Origin of the sequence: Fretibacter rubidus (assembly GCF_041429785.1) — a bacterium.
GTDB lineage: Bacteria > Pseudomonadota > Alphaproteobacteria > Caulobacterales > Maricaulaceae > Fretibacter > Fretibacter rubidus.
Map to the genome: position 1 here is coordinate 116,862 of NZ_CP163423.1, position 15,842 is coordinate 132,703.

The 15,842-nt window shown below is 52.2% G+C and carries 17 protein-coding genes; 13 read left to right on the forward strand and 4 right to left on the reverse strand.

Annotated features, from left to right (window positions below; all coding sequences use genetic code 11):
- The first annotated feature begins 89 nt into the window (after positions 1 to 89).
- The 5 genes from AB6B37_RS00510 (at position 90) to AB6B37_RS00530 (ending at position 4,589) form a co-directional block, all read left to right on the forward strand.
- Positions 90 to 1,118 carry a 2-hydroxyacid dehydrogenase gene (locus AB6B37_RS00510; protein WP_371396937.1) on the forward strand — a complete coding sequence of 343 codons (1,029 nt, stop codon included), beginning with the start codon at positions 90 to 92 and terminating at the stop codon, positions 1,116 to 1,118.
- A gap of 31 nt (positions 1,119 to 1,149) precedes the next feature.
- Positions 1,150 to 2,094 carry an MBL fold metallo-hydrolase gene (locus AB6B37_RS00515; protein ID WP_371396938.1) on the forward strand — a complete coding sequence of 315 codons (945 nt, stop codon included), beginning with the start codon at positions 1,150 to 1,152 and terminating at the stop codon, positions 2,092 to 2,094.
- 241 nt (positions 2,095 to 2,335) lie between these two features.
- On the forward strand, positions 2,336 to 3,250 hold the full coding sequence (locus AB6B37_RS00520; protein ID WP_371396939.1) for an aminotransferase class IV: 915 nt from the start codon (positions 2,336 to 2,338) through the stop codon (positions 3,248 to 3,250).
- A 2-nt stretch (positions 3,251 to 3,252) separates the two neighbouring features.
- Entirely contained in the window at positions 3,253 to 3,978 is a 726-nt protein-coding gene (locus AB6B37_RS00525; RefSeq protein WP_371396940.1) for a sulfotransferase, read from the forward strand.
- A gap of 86 nt (positions 3,979 to 4,064) precedes the next feature.
- Positions 4,065 to 4,589: a hypothetical protein gene (locus AB6B37_RS00530; protein ID WP_371396941.1), complete on the forward strand. Its 525-nt coding sequence runs from the start codon at positions 4,065 to 4,067 to the stop codon at positions 4,587 to 4,589.
- Here the strand turns inward: AB6B37_RS00530 and AB6B37_RS00535 are convergent.
- Genes AB6B37_RS00535 through AB6B37_RS00550 form a run of 4 tightly spaced genes read right to left on the reverse strand, consistent with a single transcriptional unit; the run spans position 4,586 to position 8,160 of the window.
- Positions 4,586 to 5,341 (reverse strand): ThiF family adenylyltransferase, encoded by a 756-nt coding sequence (locus AB6B37_RS00535; RefSeq protein WP_371398477.1) that lies wholly within the window; start codon positions 5,339 to 5,341, stop codon positions 4,586 to 4,588. The two genes, AB6B37_RS00530 and AB6B37_RS00535, sit on opposite strands and share 4 nt — an antisense overlap.
- A 22-nt stretch (positions 5,342 to 5,363) precedes the next feature.
- Positions 5,364 to 6,641, reverse strand: a complete 1,278-nt coding sequence (locus tag AB6B37_RS00540) for a TRAP transporter large permease (protein ID WP_371396942.1) — start codon at positions 6,639 to 6,641, stop codon at positions 5,364 to 5,366.
- Complete coding sequence (locus tag AB6B37_RS00545; RefSeq protein WP_371396943.1) at positions 6,641 to 7,159, reverse strand: TRAP transporter small permease; 519 nt, start codon at positions 7,157 to 7,159, stop codon at positions 6,641 to 6,643. Before AB6B37_RS00545 ends, AB6B37_RS00540 begins: the two co-directional genes overlap by 1 nt.
- Positions 7,159 to 8,160 (reverse strand): TRAP transporter substrate-binding protein, encoded by a 1,002-nt coding sequence (locus tag AB6B37_RS00550; RefSeq protein WP_371396944.1) that lies wholly within the window; start codon positions 8,158 to 8,160, stop codon positions 7,159 to 7,161. The genes AB6B37_RS00545 and AB6B37_RS00550 overlap by 1 nt, the downstream gene beginning before the upstream one ends.
- A gap of 310 nt (positions 8,161 to 8,470) precedes the next feature.
- On the opposite strand from AB6B37_RS00550, the gene AB6B37_RS00555 reads away from it, so the two are divergent.
- From AB6B37_RS00555 to AB6B37_RS00590, 8 genes are read left to right on the forward strand one after another with little or no spacing between them, the layout of a single operon-like run.
- Positions 8,471 to 8,866 (forward strand): CrcB family protein, encoded by a 396-nt coding sequence (locus AB6B37_RS00555; protein WP_371396945.1) that lies wholly within the window; start codon positions 8,471 to 8,473, stop codon positions 8,864 to 8,866.
- Entirely contained in the window at positions 8,863 to 9,855 is a 993-nt protein-coding gene (locus AB6B37_RS00560; RefSeq protein WP_371396946.1) for a pseudouridine synthase, read from the forward strand. Before AB6B37_RS00555 ends, AB6B37_RS00560 begins: the two co-directional genes overlap by 4 nt.
- Positions 9,852 to 11,555, forward strand: coding sequence for a putative 2OG-Fe(II) oxygenase (locus tag AB6B37_RS00565; protein ID WP_371396947.1), 1,704 nt, complete (start codon positions 9,852 to 9,854; stop codon positions 11,553 to 11,555). The genes AB6B37_RS00560 and AB6B37_RS00565 overlap by 4 nt, the downstream gene beginning before the upstream one ends.
- A complete protein-coding gene (locus AB6B37_RS00570) occupies positions 11,555 to 12,238 on the forward strand; it encodes an HAD-IA family hydrolase (protein WP_371396948.1) in 684 nt (227 codons plus the stop codon). Before AB6B37_RS00565 ends, AB6B37_RS00570 begins: the two co-directional genes overlap by 1 nt.
- Entirely contained in the window at positions 12,235 to 12,927 is a 693-nt protein-coding gene (locus AB6B37_RS00575) for an ATP12 family chaperone protein (RefSeq protein ID WP_371396949.1), read from the forward strand. Before AB6B37_RS00570 ends, AB6B37_RS00575 begins: the two co-directional genes overlap by 4 nt.
- 12 nt (positions 12,928 to 12,939) lie before the next feature.
- Entirely contained in the window at positions 12,940 to 13,335 is a 396-nt protein-coding gene (locus AB6B37_RS00580) for an OsmC family protein (protein WP_371396950.1), read from the forward strand.
- A 27-nt stretch (positions 13,336 to 13,362) separates the two neighbouring features.
- A complete protein-coding gene (locus AB6B37_RS00585) occupies positions 13,363 to 15,240 on the forward strand; it encodes a monovalent cation:proton antiporter-2 (CPA2) family protein (protein WP_371396951.1) in 1,878 nt (625 codons plus the stop codon).
- A 54-nt stretch (positions 15,241 to 15,294) separates the two neighbouring features.
- Complete coding sequence (locus AB6B37_RS00590) at positions 15,295 to 15,819, forward strand: hypothetical protein (protein ID WP_371396952.1); 525 nt, start codon at positions 15,295 to 15,297, stop codon at positions 15,817 to 15,819.
- Positions 15,820 to 15,842: the final 23 nt, after the last annotated feature.

Consider the following 15,842-nt stretch of genomic DNA (forward strand, 5'->3'; position numbering starts at 1 on the left):
ATCCCGCCAGACGTCCCCTCGACGATAAAATCAGGGCGTCTTGATAATCGGCTCTTGAATTTGTGCCCTTAAAGGCGTCAAATCCCTTCATGACACTACCGACAACACCTCCCATCTCTGCCCGCCCGTCCGTCGTTGTGACACGGCGCCTGCCGCGAACGATTGAAACGCGGTTTACCGATTTATTTGAGACGACCTTGGGCGCGGATGATGACCGCCCTATGACCAAGGCGGCTTTGATGAAAGCGGTCAGCTCCTGTGAGGTTTTAGTACCGACTGTCACGGACAAGATTTGCGCGGATATTATAGCCGCGGCCGGGCCGAACTTGCGCCTGATCGCTAATTTCGGGGCAGGGTCTGACCATATAGACGTGGCGGCGGCTCATGCGCGCGGTATCATCGTGACCAATACACCCGGTGTTTTGACTGAGGATACAGCCGACCTTGCTATGGCGCTTATTCTGGCTGTGCCGCGGCGTCTTGTGGAAGGTGACAGGTTGACCCGTGCGGGCGGCTTTACCGGATGGGCCCCGACCGCGCATTTGGGGCACCGCGTTCGCGGTAAAAAGCTCGGCATTATTGGCATGGGCCGTATCGGACAGGCTGTTGCGCGGCGGGCTCATGCTTTTGGCCTGTCAGTGCATTACCATAACCGCCGCCAAGTGCCTGCGCCCATATCGGACGCATTAGACGCAACCTATTGGGAGGACCTGGACGCGATGCTGGCCACGGTTGATATTGTATCAATTAATTGCCCCAGCACGCCCAGCACAAAGCATCTGATTAATGCGCAGCGCCTATCAAAGATGTCCGAAGACAGCTATATTGTGAACACGGCGCGCGGTGACGTGATTGACGAAGCGGCACTCGCCGATGCCTTGGCCGACGGCCGTATTGGCGGGGCAGGGCTGGACGTGTTCGAGGCGGAACCCAAAGTTCATCCCAAGTTGATGAACCTGCCTAATGTTATTTTGGCGCCGCATATTGGCTCTGCGACACATGAATCGCGCCGTGAAATGGGTGAAAAGGTCCTGATTAATATTCGCGCTTTGATTGACGGCCATGTTTGCCCTGACCGTGTTTTGCCGCCGCGCGAGACCGTATCGCTTGCCTCTTAATGTTTTTGCCTCTTAACCTTCAAGGATTTTTATGCCTCGTTTTATCACGCCTTCCCTCATAACTCTGGCTGCATTACTGACCGCGTGCTCTGGCCAAGAGACATCTGCTGCGGCGCACGCTGAGGCACAAGCAAAAGCAGAAGAGACACAAGAGGCGCCAAAGCCTGTTCTGTCTTTTGAGACGATTGGTGAAAACCTTCATGTCATTTTTGGCTCCGGCGGCAATGTCGGGGTTAGCACAGGCGAAGACGGTATCATCATCATTGATGATAAGTTCGAACGTAACGCCGAAGAAATCCTCTCGACACTCAAAACGCTGTCTGATCAACCGCTACGTTATGTGCTGAACACTCATTATCACGGCGACCACACAGGCTCTAATATACAAATGAAAGAGACGGGCGCGACGATTATGGCCCATGATAACGTGCGTAAACGCATGGGCATGACGTTTGAGAATAAAGTCTTTGGCCGCGTCACAGAGGCGCGCGACCCAGAATCTTGGCCGACATTGACATTTTCTGACACCGCGACGCTGTATTTTAACGGCCACCAAGTCAATGTCATTCACGCGCCTAATGCCCATACAGACGGTGACAGCATTATTAAATTTGTCGAGGCCAACGTCATTCACATGGGTGACAATTATTTCAACGGTCTGTTCCCTTATGTCGATGTTGACGGCGGCGGCTCGCTTAACGGTATGATTGCGGCTCACAGCGCGGCGCTCGATATGGCCGACGGCAATACGAAGATTATTCCAGGTCACGGCCCCATGGCGACAAAGGCTGATCTGGAGGAAGCCCGCGCGTTATTGATGACCATCAAAGAGCGTGTTGAGTTAGGCCTTAAACAGGGCAAAAGTGCTGATGATTTGGTGAACGAGAATATTTTGCAGGATTATTCAAAATATGCTAGCTTTATCAATGAAGAGAACATGATCCGTATCGCATATCGGTCTTTGTCTGAACAATAGACAGTGATTTCGATTTCAACGGGGCGAGTACTGTGAAGTGAAATTCCTCCCCCAATTGGGATTTCTCTGGCATGGTGCACGACGACCCTCCCTCGCTTTGCGGGGGAGGGTCACGCATTTTACGGGGGTGAAATTTCCTTAAATCAATTTGATAACAGCAATATTGTTGCGCCGTTTTTCCTTCATCTGTCTCGCCCTATAAGCTAGTTCTGATTTTGAACTAAAATAAAGGGTCAGCACTATGTCTTTTGGATCGCATGCTTATGTCGCCGATGCGCGCAACGATACGGTTTTGTTTAACGTCAACGGTGAATTAAAAATACGCGCGGATGCTGTGGTTAATGTCTTTGATAGCGGTTTCATGCTCGGTGACGGTATTTGGGAAGGGCTTCGCGTCCACAATGGTCGTGTCGCCTTTATGCAAGACCATCTTGACCGTCTATGGGAAGGGGCCAAGGCGCTGGATATCGATTTAGGGCTGAGCCAAGATGATTTGCGCCAGCGGATTTACGATACGCTCACGGCTAATAAAATGACAGAGGACGTGCATATCCGCCTTATGGTGACGCGCGGGCTTCGTTCGACCCCTTACCAAGACCCGCGTGTTGTGGTGTCCGAACCGACCATTGTTATTGCGCCTGAATTTAAAAAACCTGACCCTAAAACGGCGGAACGCGGCTTGGCGCTTTACACCGTCGCTGTGCGCCGTGGTCGGGCTGATGTGCAAGATCCGGGGCTTAATTCTCATAGTAAAATTAACTGTATCACGGCCTGTATCCAAGCCATAAAAGCGGGCGCAGATGAGGGACTGATGCTCGACCCACAAGGGTTTGTCGCGACTTGCAATTCCACGCATTTTTTCATTGTGCGCAAGGGTGAGGTCTGGACCAGCAGCGGTGATTACTGCCTTGACGGTATTACGCGCGGCAAAATCGTTGATTTGTGCAAGGCTAATGACATCCCAGTCTTTGAGAAAAACTTCCGGCTGATGCAATGCTATAGTGCGGATGAAAGTTTCACGACGGGGACATTTGCAGGCCTTGCGCCCGTGAAATCTATTGATGGTCGTACAATTGGTGACGGCAAGCGCGGGCCGCTGACTAAACGTTTGCAAGCGCTATATTTGGCCCATATCCATGCAGACACGGCCGCCTAGTCATGAGTGTAATTGCGATGTGGTCCGGGCCGCGAAACCTGTCGACGGCCATGATGCGCAGTTTTGGCGCGCGGGCGGATACAAGCGTTTGGGACGAGCCGTTCTTTGCGCCTTTTTTGGCCGCGACAGGCAAAGTCCACCCTGGACGGGAGGAGACACTGCTTGCGCATGAAACAGATGCCGCCCGAGTTGCTGCGCGCTGCGTCGGTGTTGTGCCCAACAATAAGACCTATTATTTTCAAAAACATATGCCCCATCACATGCTGGCTGATTTTCCGCTGGAGTGGGCTAAGTCGGCCAAGCACTTCTTTCTTATTCGTGACCCCGCCCGCGTTATCCAGAGCTACGCCAAGGGGCGTGCCGCCTTTGATCTGGATGATTTGGGCTACGGCGCGCAACGGAAACTGTGGGATCACTTATCAGATATGACGGGCACGCCTCCGCCTGTTGTGGATAGCCAAGATATTTTAGATAATCCGCGCGGCGTGCTGTCCGAACTCTGCCAGCGATTGGATATTGCGTGGGACGAGGCGATGTTGTCATGGCCAGCGGGCCAGCGCGAGACGGACGGTGCATGGGCCCCCTATTGGTATAAATCTGTTGAAAAATCGACAGGGTTTAGCCCGCCGCCATCGGACACGCCTGTCGTGCACGGGGATTATCAGGCTATTCTGGCCGCCGCCCAAGCGGATTACGATGTCCTCTATTCCCGCCGTTTGACGGTTTAAAATAGAATAGAGCCATGATGTTTCGCCCAACAGGGGCAGGCGCTAGAGATTTTTCCGAAACCGTATTATGGTCACCATAGGAGGCCATGATGCGCATTTTTTCTTTCTGTCTATTCGGTGTTTTAATCTCTGCCCCCGTGAACGCATTTGCATGCGGGCATCATCATCAGTGTCAAAATCATAAATCTGCGTCCCATCATCATCACGCCGTTAAATCTGTTCATGTCACACCCAATGCCATGTCAGTTAGCAAAACAGGCAGTGTGACGATTTACCGAGGTTCAGCGGCCAAGCCTGACCTTCGCGCCATTGCCGCGATTAACGCGCGCAAGGCTCAAGTGGAAATCGATGAGGCCCGCGCAACAGACGCGGCTGCCCGCCAGTCTCGGATTGAAGACCGTTTGGATGCAATCGAAGCCGCGCAGATTAAGCAGACACGCGCCACACAGCGCAGTGAAAGACGGCGCAACCCTTATGGTTATGGCCGCACATATCGCGGTAATAATCGATTTTTTGGCCGTAATGGCTTTATTGGAAATTCCAATTTTTCGGGCGCGAGTGTTCAACTGTCCCGCCCCGTCAGACGCCCGACTAGGCGAGTAAAGCACTAACCAGAATTGTTAGAACAGGCTGGACAGGCTGCATCTTTGGGTAGGGTAATTGTACGCGATTCTGCGGCCAAGCCGTCATAAAGCCATAAGCGCCCGGCAAGGCTGTCGCCCGCGCCCGTGATAAGCTTAATCACTTCTAACGCCATGACAGATCCGATAACACCAGCCAAAGCGCCGACGACACCAACCGCCGCGCAGGTTTCGCTATCGGGCGGAATGTCTGGCACAAGGCAGCGGTAACACGGCGCGTCAGCATCTGTGTTAAACACGCTAACCTGTCCTTTAAACCGCCCCAATGCACCCGAAACCAAGGGCAGGCCGAGCCGCAAACAGGCATCATTGGTGATAAACCGCGCTTTGAAATCATCAACACCGTCAATAACAATATCAGCCCCTTGCAGCAAAGCGTGGGCATTATCCGCATTGAGCCGCTGGACGATACCGCGTGTGGTCACGTCAGGGTTTAAATCATCCAGTGTGTCGGCCATGATCGTGGCTTTATCCATGCCGATATCGCTGCTGATGAATTGGACTTGGCGTTGCAAATTGGATGCATCGACTTTGTCGTCATCAATGATGGTAATATGGCCCACGCCTGCCGCTGCTAAGTATAAGCCAGCTGGCCCGCCAAGTCCGCCGGCCCCAACAATCACGACGCGCGACTGTAACAATGCCTGCTGCCCCGGCCCGCCAATCTCTTTTAAAACCAAGTGGCGTGCATAGCGGTTAATCGCATCAGGGTTCACGGCAATGTCTTCTCGATAAGAGGGCTAATTAAAACACTGCGGGTAAGGTCAGTGAAATCGCCGGGATAAAGGTAATCATCATAAGGGCTAATATCAGCGCCAGATAAAATGGCCAAATGGTTTTGACCGCTTCCTCGACAGGAATTTTACCCACAGCGGCCCCAACAAATAAGACTGAACCGACGGGCGGCGTAACACAGCCGATACCCAAGTTAATCATCATAATAATACCAAAGTGAACCGGGTCCACGCCGACCGCCATAACAACAGGCAATAGGATCGGCGTCATAATCACGATCAGCGGCGACATATCCATAAACGTGCCCAACACCAAGAGCATCACATTGACAATCAACAGTACCGCAATCGGATTGTCCGTCACTGATGTGATCAGACTGGCAAGCTGTGTTGGCGCTTCTAGCACAGCAAGCGCGTAGCCAAAGGCTGTGGCGGACGCGATGATAAGCATCACCATAGAGGTGATTTTCACCGATTCTTTGGCCGCCTTGAATAAGGATTTCAGTCCTAATGTACGATATGCAAATAACCCAATAAGCATTGTGTAAATCACAGCAATGGAAGAACTTTCTGTGGCGGTAAAGATGCCTGATAAAATGCCGCCCATGATGATAATGGCTGTCATTAATCCGGGGATGGCAAAGACAATCGCTTTGATAAACGTGCGCCATCCTGGAAACTTACCCGCGGGATAGCCGCGCTTGACGGCAACACGCCAGGCGACAATCATCAAAAGACCAGCGGTTAATATGCCAGGCATGACACCCGCCAAGAACAAATCCCCGATGGACACACCGATGCCGGATGACGCGGAATAGATAATCATATTGTGGGACGGCGGTATCAATAGGCCAACAATGGCCGCTGTGACGGTGACATTAACCGCGTAATCGCCGTCATAGCCGCGCTCTTTCATCAGCGGCATCAGGGTCGACCCCATAGCAGAGGCACTGGCAATCGCAGAGCCTGACACAGCCCCAAAAAGCGATGACGCACCGACATTGACAAGACCAAGCCCGCCGCGCGGACGGCCAAATGTACCTTCGGCAATTTGCACTAATCGTTCGGCTATCCCCGATCGGTACATGAGGTCCCCGGCGAATATGAAGAACGGTATCGCCATTAATGAGAAAACGCTAACCCCTGAGGCCATGCGTTGAAACGCGACAATCAGCGGAATATCAAGAACAAAAAATGTGACCATCGCAGATCCCAAAAGGGCAAAAGCAACAGGAACACCCATAGCCAGCAGAACCAGCAACAAGGCAAGAAGGATGAAAATTTCCATTATATATCTCCGCCTTTACCTTGAATGTCTGCGATAGAGGCTTTCTCTGCCGGGTCATCTAATATGCGTTCTAATGAGAACAGCGCCGTTAGCAGTCCTGCAATCGGGATGGCCAGATAGGCCATACCGCGCGGAATACCCAGCGACGGAATAACGTGGGTCCATGTGCGAATAACCAACTCGCCGCCCCACCAAAGCATCGCCAAACCACAAAGACCGACAATGGCATTGGAAAGAACGCGCATTTTTTTACGCTTGGATTGCGAGACTAAATTTTCAATGGCAATAATGCGGATATGGAAACCGTCGCGTACGCCAGCGGCCCCACCAAGGAAGATAAACCAAATCATCAGGGTCAGTGCCGCTTGTTCGGCCCAACTAGGGCTGGACCCTAAGACATAGCGGCCAAACACTTGCCAGCCGACAATAAAGGTCATGAATAAAAGTCCGATGGCCGAGACGACGAGAAGCGCGTCGGCCGCTTTTAGTGTAATCCGCGCGAGTTTATTATCTGACATTACAGCTCCATAGACTGGATGGATTGGACCAGTGCCTTTTGGGCATCCGACACAACGTATCTGTCCCAAACGGGCTTCATTAAATCACTAAAGGCGGATTGGTCTTCGACCTCATTCACTTCGACCCCGGCCTCTGCGAGTTTTTCTTGCGCGTCAATTGTGCGGGCATCCCACATATCGCGCATGACGGGTACCGAATCGCGGGCTGATTGTTTGACAATCTCGCGGTCGGCATTGGACAGTTTTTCCCAACGGCTTAGTGACATGACTAAAATCTCTGGTGCCATGACGTGACGGGTGAGGCTGTAATACGGTGCGGCTTCGAAATGACGCGTGCTCTCATAGGACGGCCAATTGTTCTCCGCCCCGTCAATAACGCCTTGCACTAGGGCTTGGTAAACTTCGCCAAACGCCATGGGCGTCGCATCCGCATCAAGGCCTTTGACCATAGAGACATAAAGATCAGAATTTTGTACCCGAATTTTCAGACCCTTTAAATCCTCTGGCGTGTAAATCGGGCGCTTTGTGTTGTAAAAACTTCGCTCGCCAGAATCGTAAAAACACAGCCCAACCAGACCGTGGGGCTTTAACGCATTTAAAATAACGTCACCGGGTGCACCGTCCATTGCGCCGCGCATATGGGCAGTCGAGCGGAATAAAAACGGCAGGGCTGGAATAATCGTCAGCGGCTCAAAGGTATTAAGCGGCGCGATGGCGATGCGGTTAATATCCAGCCCGCCAAAAGACGTTATCTCTAGCGTGTCACGCTCTGATCCCAATTGCCCGCCAGAGAACATTTTCACGGACAGCCGCCCGTCTGTGCGCTCGGCCATCAACTTGCCCATATATTTCACGGCTTCAACAGTTGGGAAGCCGTCTGGCAAGATATCAGCCGCCCATAAAGGCCTGTTTAATTCCGCAGACCCGCAGCCCGCCAAGACTGTCGCCGCCCCGGCGCCGAGCAGGACATTTCGGCGTGTGGTTGTTCCCCCGTCTGTCATATTTTCCCCTGACGTCAGATTTCGTCGTGTAGATTTCATAATAGAATCCAGTTTTTATATATTTGGGGGCAAAGCGGCGCTTAAAGCTAGTCTTTTTTGTAAAAATAAGGTGCGTAATAGTAAATCATTCCATGAACTGGGGGGGTAAACCACGTTATTTATCCTGTTTTTCTCTTTACGGGCCGCGAAGTCGCACTTTTATGCTCATTTGCGAAAATAAACGCTGGCGGGCGAGCGGCCTTTTTTGGCGTACGTCTTCTACAGAGTTTCTGCTGTTGAGGTTACGGGCCGCCTCGCGTAAACCGCAATTATGAACGGATTTATTTATGTGGCAATGGGCGGCGCGATTGGGGCGTCATTACGTCACCTGCTGAGCGGGGCGATGATGCGCGCCTTTGGCCCAGATAAGCCGCTGGGATTTATGAGCGCCACATTTTGCGCCAATGTTTTGGGCGGGTTTTTGATGGGGGTTCTGGTCGGTTGGCTGGCGCTCCGTGTGTCTGGCGGAGAAGGCTTGCGGCTGTTCCTTGGTGTCGGGCTTCTTGGCGGTTTCACGACGTTTAGCGCCTTTTCTCTAGAGGCTGTGAATATGTTTGAACGGCGTGACTACGGCCCGCTTTTGGCCTATGTCAGCGGCTCAGTTTTATTATCATGTGCTGCGCTCCTTTTGGGGTTTATTGTGGCCCGGAAAGTCTTCTCCCTATGAGCGGTGTTCAGCAAATTGAAATCATTGAAACCGATGCAGGCTCGCGCCTTGACCGTTGGTTTAAACGCATCTTTCCGCATGTTGCCCATGGGCGCGTGGAAAAGCTACTGCGCACGGGCCAATTGCGCGTCGACGGCAAACGCGCCAAAGGTAATCACCGGCTAGAGGCAGGGCAGATTGTACGCGTGCCTCCGCTGCCTGACCCGACCACTGAAAAGAAAGAGGTTACCATCCACCCCGCAGATGTGCATTTTATGCGGAGCCTTGTGATTTATGAAGACGAAGACCTGATTGCGCTGAATAAGCCCTCTGGCCTTGCGGTGCAGGGTGGGACGAAAACTTCGCGCCATATTGACGGCATGTTGCCTGCGCTGGGCGAGGGATGCCGCCTCATCCACCGACTTGACCGCGACACATCGGGTGTGTTGCTGATTGCGAAATCTGCACGTGCCGCCGCTTGGGCGGGCCGCGCCTTTCAAAGCCGTCGGGCAGAGAAGATCTATTGGGGCATTTCCAACGGCGTACCAAAACCAGGCACGGGCGAGATTAAAGGTTATATTGCTAAAGGTATATCCGATGACGCCTTTGGGAAGGTCAATGAGGGCCGCGAAATTATGGTGGCTGTACGTCACGGCGCGCCAGGGGCCAAACACGCTCGCACATTATATCAAACTGTGGCCCAAGCCGGACAAAAGGCGGGCTGGGTCGTCATGCAGCCGTTGACGGGACGGACCCATCAATTGCGCTTGCATATGCAGCTTTTAGGCGCGCCGCTGGTCGGGGATCCGAAATATCTCACAGACCGCCCGATGCCCGGTGGGCTAGAGCCAATGCTGCATTTGCACGCACGGTCTATTATGATGCCGCATCCCGATGGTCACGAAATTAGTGTCACGGCACCACTGCCGGATCATATGAGCGATAGTTTTCAGACATTAGGATTTGACCGCGGCACCCATATTCCAGATTTCGAGGATCTGGATTTATGAGTATTCATCCCGACCTTCAAAAAGCCCATGCTGCGCTTAATGCGAAAGACTATACTACAGCCGACATTTTGGCCCGCGGTGTGCTGGAGACCAATCCTAAAGCGCATAAAGCCTACCAGATATTATCGGTTTCTGCCAAAGGGCAAAATAATTGGGCGGGCGCAGAAGAGGCAATCAAAGCCGCGCTAGATATAGAGCCTAATGATGCGGAATGCCTGAATAGTTACGGCAATATTCTGTATCAAACTGGGCGCGGGCTAGAGGCGCGGTCGGCGCTGGGCAAGGCGCTCGACATTGCACCAAATTATGTCGTGCCTGCTGTGACCTTGGGGCAATTACTTTTGCGCGAAAAAGATCCGATTGAGGCCGCCGAGCTGTTTCGTGCTGCCCTTGTCCATGCGCCGGGTCATCCCAGTCTGACGATGGGATTATTATTTGCGTTAAAAGACGCGCAACAGGTGGAGGCCGCAACGGCATTAATGTCGCAAATTCCGCCGTCACCTGAAACTGCGCTGGTGCGGGGGCAAATTGCGGCGATGAATAAACAAAAACCTGTCGCCGAAGCTAATTTTATCGCCGCTATTAATCATCCGCCAACATCGGATATGGGCTTTCGCAATTTGGTTCAGCTAGGCCTCATTAATCAAAACGCCGATGCGGCCGCCGCGCGGATTGCAGAGATTATCAAATCCGCGCCAGATGTGGGTGGCTTCTATTTGTCTGGCGCTGATATGCTGTCAGATATGGGACGGCGAGATGAGGGCTTAGCCCTACTTGATCAATGCGTGGCCAAATTTGGTGTGCAGACAGAAATAACAACAATGCGTGCCAAGCTGTTGATTGAGGCGGGTGACGGCGCGTCAGCGTTCGAATTGGCGGAGGCAGCCCTTCGCGAACGTCCGGGTGACCTGACCATCATGGCGCATTTCACACGATCGGCCCTGATGACAGAGCGCTTTGATCTGGCGCTACAAGCAACTAAAGCGGCGCAGCAGAGGCAGCAAAATAACCAGTTTTGGACTGCAATTGAGGCCACAGCGCTACGCGGCCTTAAACAAGACGAGGCGTTTCGCCGTCTTTATAATTATGATTTTGTTACGCCTTATGATTTGGAAACCCCGCCGGAATATACGACCCAATCAGAGTTTTTATCAAAGCTGACCGAAGAGCTAGCTGTTCGCCAAAGTGAAGGTGGGCACCCGCTGGGGCAATCCTTGCGCGGCGGCACACAGACCACACAAGACCTGCGTTTTGCCGACTCACGCGTTATCCAAGATTTTTTCCAAGCGTTATCCGCGCCGATTATGGATTATATCAACCGCATGCCAGAGGACGCAGAGCATCCATTATTTCGGCGCAAGACCAAAGGCTACCGCTTGACAGGCGCGTGGTCTGTGCGCTTGTCGGGCCAAGGTTTTCACGTCAATCACATCCATCCTGAAGGCTGGATCAGTTCGGCCTTTTATGTCCAAGTGCCCAAGGGTACAGACACGCGCAAAGACAAAGCGGGTTGGATTAAATTTGGTGAACCGCCCTTCGCTGTGCCGGGTATGTCTTATGATCACGCAGTCGGGCCAAAGGCGGGGCAGCTCGTATTGTTTCCGTCTTATATGTGGCACGGAACGATCCCAATTACCGACGGTTCGACGCGTATCACGCTGCCCTTTGATGCCGTTCCTTCAGCAAAGACTGCGCGGTAATGCGACCGCTGGCTATTTTTGACATTGACGGCACATTGGTCGATAGCCGCGCGGTGATTAGCGGGGCAATGCGAGACGCTTTCCTTGCCCACGGCTTAACCCCGCCTGCCTATGAGCAGACGCGAAAAATTGTTGGACTGTCGCTGCTAGAAGCGGTCGATAAACTCGCCCCGCGCGACATGGATCATGACGATTTATTGGTGCTGGTCGAGCGTTACAAAGATGCCTTTGTCAGCGCCCGCACATCGGGCAATGACTTTGAACCGCTTTATGCTGGGGCACTGGATGTCCTCACATCATTAAAAGATAAAGGCTGGAAAATTGGCGTGGCAACAGGGAAATCGCGTCGGGGGCTGGATGCGATTATTGACAAACATAGCTTTGAGCGTTTTTTTGACGCGCATTACTGTGCCGATGACGGCCCTGGAAAACCACATCCCTATATGGTGCAAGCCAATTTGGACGCCCTAGATTCGCGTGCAGATCATGCGGTTATGATTGGTGATACGAGCTTTGATATGATTATGGCCAAGGCCGCGGGTGTCGCGACGATTGGCGTGGATTGGGGCTTTCATACGGCGCAAGAGGTGAAGGCGTCAGGCGCGGATTACCTTGTCTCTACGATGGACGCCTTGAACGAACGGCTTTTAAATTTTGCAAATAATATCAGTGTCAGCTCATGAGTAAGACCTTTCCGAAACGCTTTTATAAAGACGTTGCTGTAACCCAGATAACTGGTGGCTACACGGTCACTTTGGACGGCCGCACGCTTAAAACGCCGGGGAAAATCGCGTTGGTCATGGCTCGCAAAGACCATGCCGATCTCGTTGCAGCTGAATGGGACGCCGTCAGTGAGGTGATTAATCCGGCCCATATGCCTATCACGCGGATGATGAATGTCGCTGTCGAGCGTACGCCCGAAAACCGTGCTGATTTAATTACGGAGGCCCGGCGTTACGGCGGCACAGATTTACTCTGCTACCGTGCGGATAATCCCAGCGGGCTTATCGACAAGCAAAACCAGCTGTGGTCCCCGTGGCTCGACTGGGCGGCCGCGCGCGGGATAGAGCTTAGGACAACAGATAGCGTTATCGCGATTGACCAAGACAAAGCAGCATTAGACGCGATTGCCACTACGGCTGAGGGCTATGATGATGTGGCGCTTACGCTGCTCGTGCATTTGACGGCGGTTTATGGGTCTGTCATTTTGGCGTTGGCGGTCATGGACGGCGCGCTGGCGGCGGGTGAGGGGTTTGATATCTCTCGGCTGGATCAAAGCTACCAGATAGAGCATTGGGGCGAGGACGAAGAAGCGGCCGAGATTACAGCGGCCACACGCGCAGAGACAGTCACACTGGCGCAATTAATTTAAAGGAGTTTTGATATGACAGAAATGGTCACAGTGAGCGAACGTGAAGGCGGCAAATATACCAATGATGTGCGCACATCGCGTCATCATCTTTATGCCGATGAACCTGTCCCGCTCGGTAGTTCCGATTTGGGGCCAACACCGTTTGAATATCTTGCGGCGGGGCTTGGGGCGTGTACCACCATTACTTTGCGCATGTATGCAGACCGTAAAAAATGGCCGCTTGAGCATGTTTCTGTCGATGTCAGCCAGAGCAAAGATAGCGACGGCAAACATGTCTTTAAACGCGACATTACGGTCACAGGTGATTTGGATGATACCCAACGCGCGCGCCTAAAAGAGATTGCCAATAAATGCCCAGTCCATAAAGTGTTGCATGCGGGCAGCGACGTTATCACAAACCTAACCTAAACCCTTAGAACGCGAGAATAATTAATCATGGACGGCTCTTTATTATTCTCTGTTTTTGTGTTTTTGGCAGCGGCGTGTTTGCTTGTGCCTTTGTGCAAATTATCAGGGCTAGGCTCTGTTATTGGCTATCTGATTGCGGGCGTCATCATCGGGCCCAGCGCACTTAAACTTATCTCTGACCCTGAAACCATTTTGCATTTTAGTGAATTTGGCGTGGTCATGATGCTGTTCCTCATTGGCCTTGAATTAAAACCCAAAAACCTATGGGATATGCGGGCAAAGCTACTGGGGCTCGGCGGGCTACAGGTTTTGCTGACCACTGTTTTGGTCGCTTTGGCTGCCACTGCTTTTGGTCGACCGCCCTATGAAGCCATTGTCATTGGCATGGCCTTGGCGCTGTCATCCACGGCGGTCGCGCTGCAAGTTATGCAAGACAGAACCATTATGGGGACAGAGGTCGGGAAGTCTGGCTTTGCCGTATTGTTGTTCCAAGACGTGATTGTCATCGCCATGATTGCGTCACTGCCGCTTATCGCCAGCTTTGCGCCAGAGAGTTTAGAGCCCGTTCAAAGCTATGCTGAGCATGGTGCAGATCATGGGTCAGACCATGGGTCTGGTCATGCCCCTATGGCGAAGCCGACGGGTCTGTGGCTACCCGTGGCAATCATTGGTGTCTTTGCCTCGATGATTTTGGCAGGGCGATTCTTACTACGCCCGCTGTTTCGCCTCATCGCGCGTAGCCAAGTGCGCGAAACCTTCACCGCTATTGCGCTCTTGCTTGTTGTTGGGGCGGCGCTGTTGATGAATTGGCTTGGCTTATCGGCGGCGCTGGGGGCTTTCATCGCCGGTGTGGTTCTGGCCGATAGTGAATACCGGCATCAAATGGAACGCGATATTGAACCGTTCAAAGCTCTGCTTCTGGGCCTGTTTTTCATGTCGGTTGGCATGTCGCTTAACATTGGCATGATTGCAGCCTTCCCTCTGCAAATCATGGGTGCTGTTCTAGGGCTTATAATAGTTAAAGCGGCTGTGTTATTCTTTATCGGTTGGATATTTAAAATCGAGCTGGGCGGGCGGATTTTATTTGCAACCATTCTATGCCAAGCGGGCGAATTTGGTTTCGTGCTGTTTCAATTTGCGTTGGCTGAAGGCGTGATTGCGCAAGATGTTGTGTCGACAATTAATACGATCATTGCGCTTTCGATGGCGATGACTCCTGTCTTGCTGATTGGGTATGACAGGCTGGTTGCTCCACGTTTTGTCAAAGCGAGTCGCGGCGGCGAAGCCCCTCATAATGAAGGCGCGTCCGTTCTGATTTTAGGGTTTGGCCGCGTTGGACAAATCGCAGCAAGGCTGCTCGCGACCCAAGATGTGTCAATTACCATCATTGATAATGACGGTGATCATATTGAATTTGTCAAACAATTTGGCCACCGTGTCTTTTACGGCAATGGTACAGATGTTGACTTGTTGCGCATGGCAGGCGCAGATACTGCACAGGTTATAGTGGTTGCGATTGATGACGTTGAGGAGTCGGTCGAGGCTGCGGAGGAAATAAAGCACCATTTCCCCAAAGCGCGTATTGTTGCCCGCGCACGCAACCGCACCCATATGTTTCGACTTCTGAATGCAAAAGTGGATTTTGCCGAGCGCGAAACGGTTCGCGGGGCGCTGGCTATGGGCCGTAAAACGCTAGAGCTTCTGGGTACGACAGAGGGCCGCGCGCAGCAACTATCAGATGAATTTCTGGCCCTTGATTTTGCCATGATCGAAGACAGCCTCGCCCATATGGATGATATGCCAAAACTGATTGAAAAGTCCAAAGCCGCGCGAGAGTTCATGCGCCGCACATTAGGCGGACAAGATATTGCGACGGACAAGCTGCCCAGTAACACATCTGATTAACCGCATAAGAGGGGCGGCATATCGCGCATAGACAATGCCCGCGCGGGTCGTTACATGACCCAAATGTCGAAAGCAAAAACCATATTTAATCTGTTTTTCAAAGCCACAGGTCATATTGACCAAAAGGCCTTTGTCATTGGCGTGGTGGGTTTATTTGTCTTTGTCGAAGTCATGAAATATGTGTTTCGAGTTATGCCCGTGAGCCTTTGGGAATTTTGGCTTGTCATCATTTATTTGCCCTTGGTGCTATATATGATTTGCTGTGTTTACGGGAAGCGACTTCATGATATTGGACGGTCGTGGTGGCCTTTGACAGGCGCGTTCACCCTAGAGTTTTTGGCGGCAATTGGCGTGATGATGGCATATGGCGGTGTCGAATATTTCGAAGCCTTTGCGCAATATGACCGCAAAGCCGAGATAGACCCCGTATTACGCGACACGATAATTGCAGAGTATCAAGCGACCCAAGCGGCCAATATAGTGCCGATATCTATTATTTTGTTGATTGTTCCCATCGGCTTGACCCTGTGGCTCGCTATCACCAAACCTAAAATTGACGGCAATCCCTACCGTAAATAGAGGTCATATATATTGCTTTTCGA

Bases quoted from the DNA above. Each gene is read 5' to 3' on its own strand.
- AB6B37_RS00510 (WP_371396937.1), top strand. From the start codon at position 90: ATGACACTACCGACAACACCTCCCATCTCTGCCCGCCCGTCCGTCGTT.
- AB6B37_RS00515 (WP_371396938.1), top strand. From the start codon at position 1,150: ATGCCTCGTTTTATCACGCCTTCCCTCATAACTCTGGCTGCATTACTG.
- AB6B37_RS00520 (WP_371396939.1), top strand. From the start codon at position 2,336: ATGTCTTTTGGATCGCATGCTTATGTCGCCGATGCGCGCAACGATACG.
- AB6B37_RS00525 (WP_371396940.1), top strand. From the start codon at position 3,253: ATGAGTGTAATTGCGATGTGGTCCGGGCCGCGAAACCTGTCGACGGCC.
- AB6B37_RS00530 (WP_371396941.1), top strand. From the start codon at position 4,065: ATGATGCGCATTTTTTCTTTCTGTCTATTCGGTGTTTTAATCTCTGCC.
- AB6B37_RS00540 (WP_371396942.1), bottom strand. From the start codon at position 6,641: ATGGAAATTTTCATCCTTCTTGCCTTGTTGCTGGTTCTGCTGGCTATG.
- AB6B37_RS00545 (WP_371396943.1), bottom strand. From the start codon at position 7,159: ATGTCAGATAATAAACTCGCGCGGATTACACTAAAAGCGGCCGACGCG.
- AB6B37_RS00550 (WP_371396944.1), bottom strand. From the start codon at position 8,160: ATGACAGACGGGGGAACAACCACACGCCGAAATGTCCTGCTCGGCGCC.
- AB6B37_RS00555 (WP_371396945.1), top strand. From the start codon at position 8,471: ATGAACGGATTTATTTATGTGGCAATGGGCGGCGCGATTGGGGCGTCA.
- AB6B37_RS00560 (WP_371396946.1), top strand. From the start codon at position 8,863: ATGAGCGGTGTTCAGCAAATTGAAATCATTGAAACCGATGCAGGCTCG.
- AB6B37_RS00565 (WP_371396947.1), top strand. From the start codon at position 9,852: ATGAGTATTCATCCCGACCTTCAAAAAGCCCATGCTGCGCTTAATGCG.
- AB6B37_RS00570 (WP_371396948.1), top strand. From the start codon at position 11,555: ATGCGACCGCTGGCTATTTTTGACATTGACGGCACATTGGTCGATAGC.
- AB6B37_RS00575 (WP_371396949.1), top strand. From the start codon at position 12,235: ATGAGTAAGACCTTTCCGAAACGCTTTTATAAAGACGTTGCTGTAACC.
- AB6B37_RS00580 (WP_371396950.1), top strand. From the start codon at position 12,940: ATGACAGAAATGGTCACAGTGAGCGAACGTGAAGGCGGCAAATATACC.
- AB6B37_RS00585 (WP_371396951.1), top strand. From the start codon at position 13,363: ATGGACGGCTCTTTATTATTCTCTGTTTTTGTGTTTTTGGCAGCGGCG.
- AB6B37_RS00590 (WP_371396952.1), top strand. From the start codon at position 15,295: ATGACCCAAATGTCGAAAGCAAAAACCATATTTAATCTGTTTTTCAAA.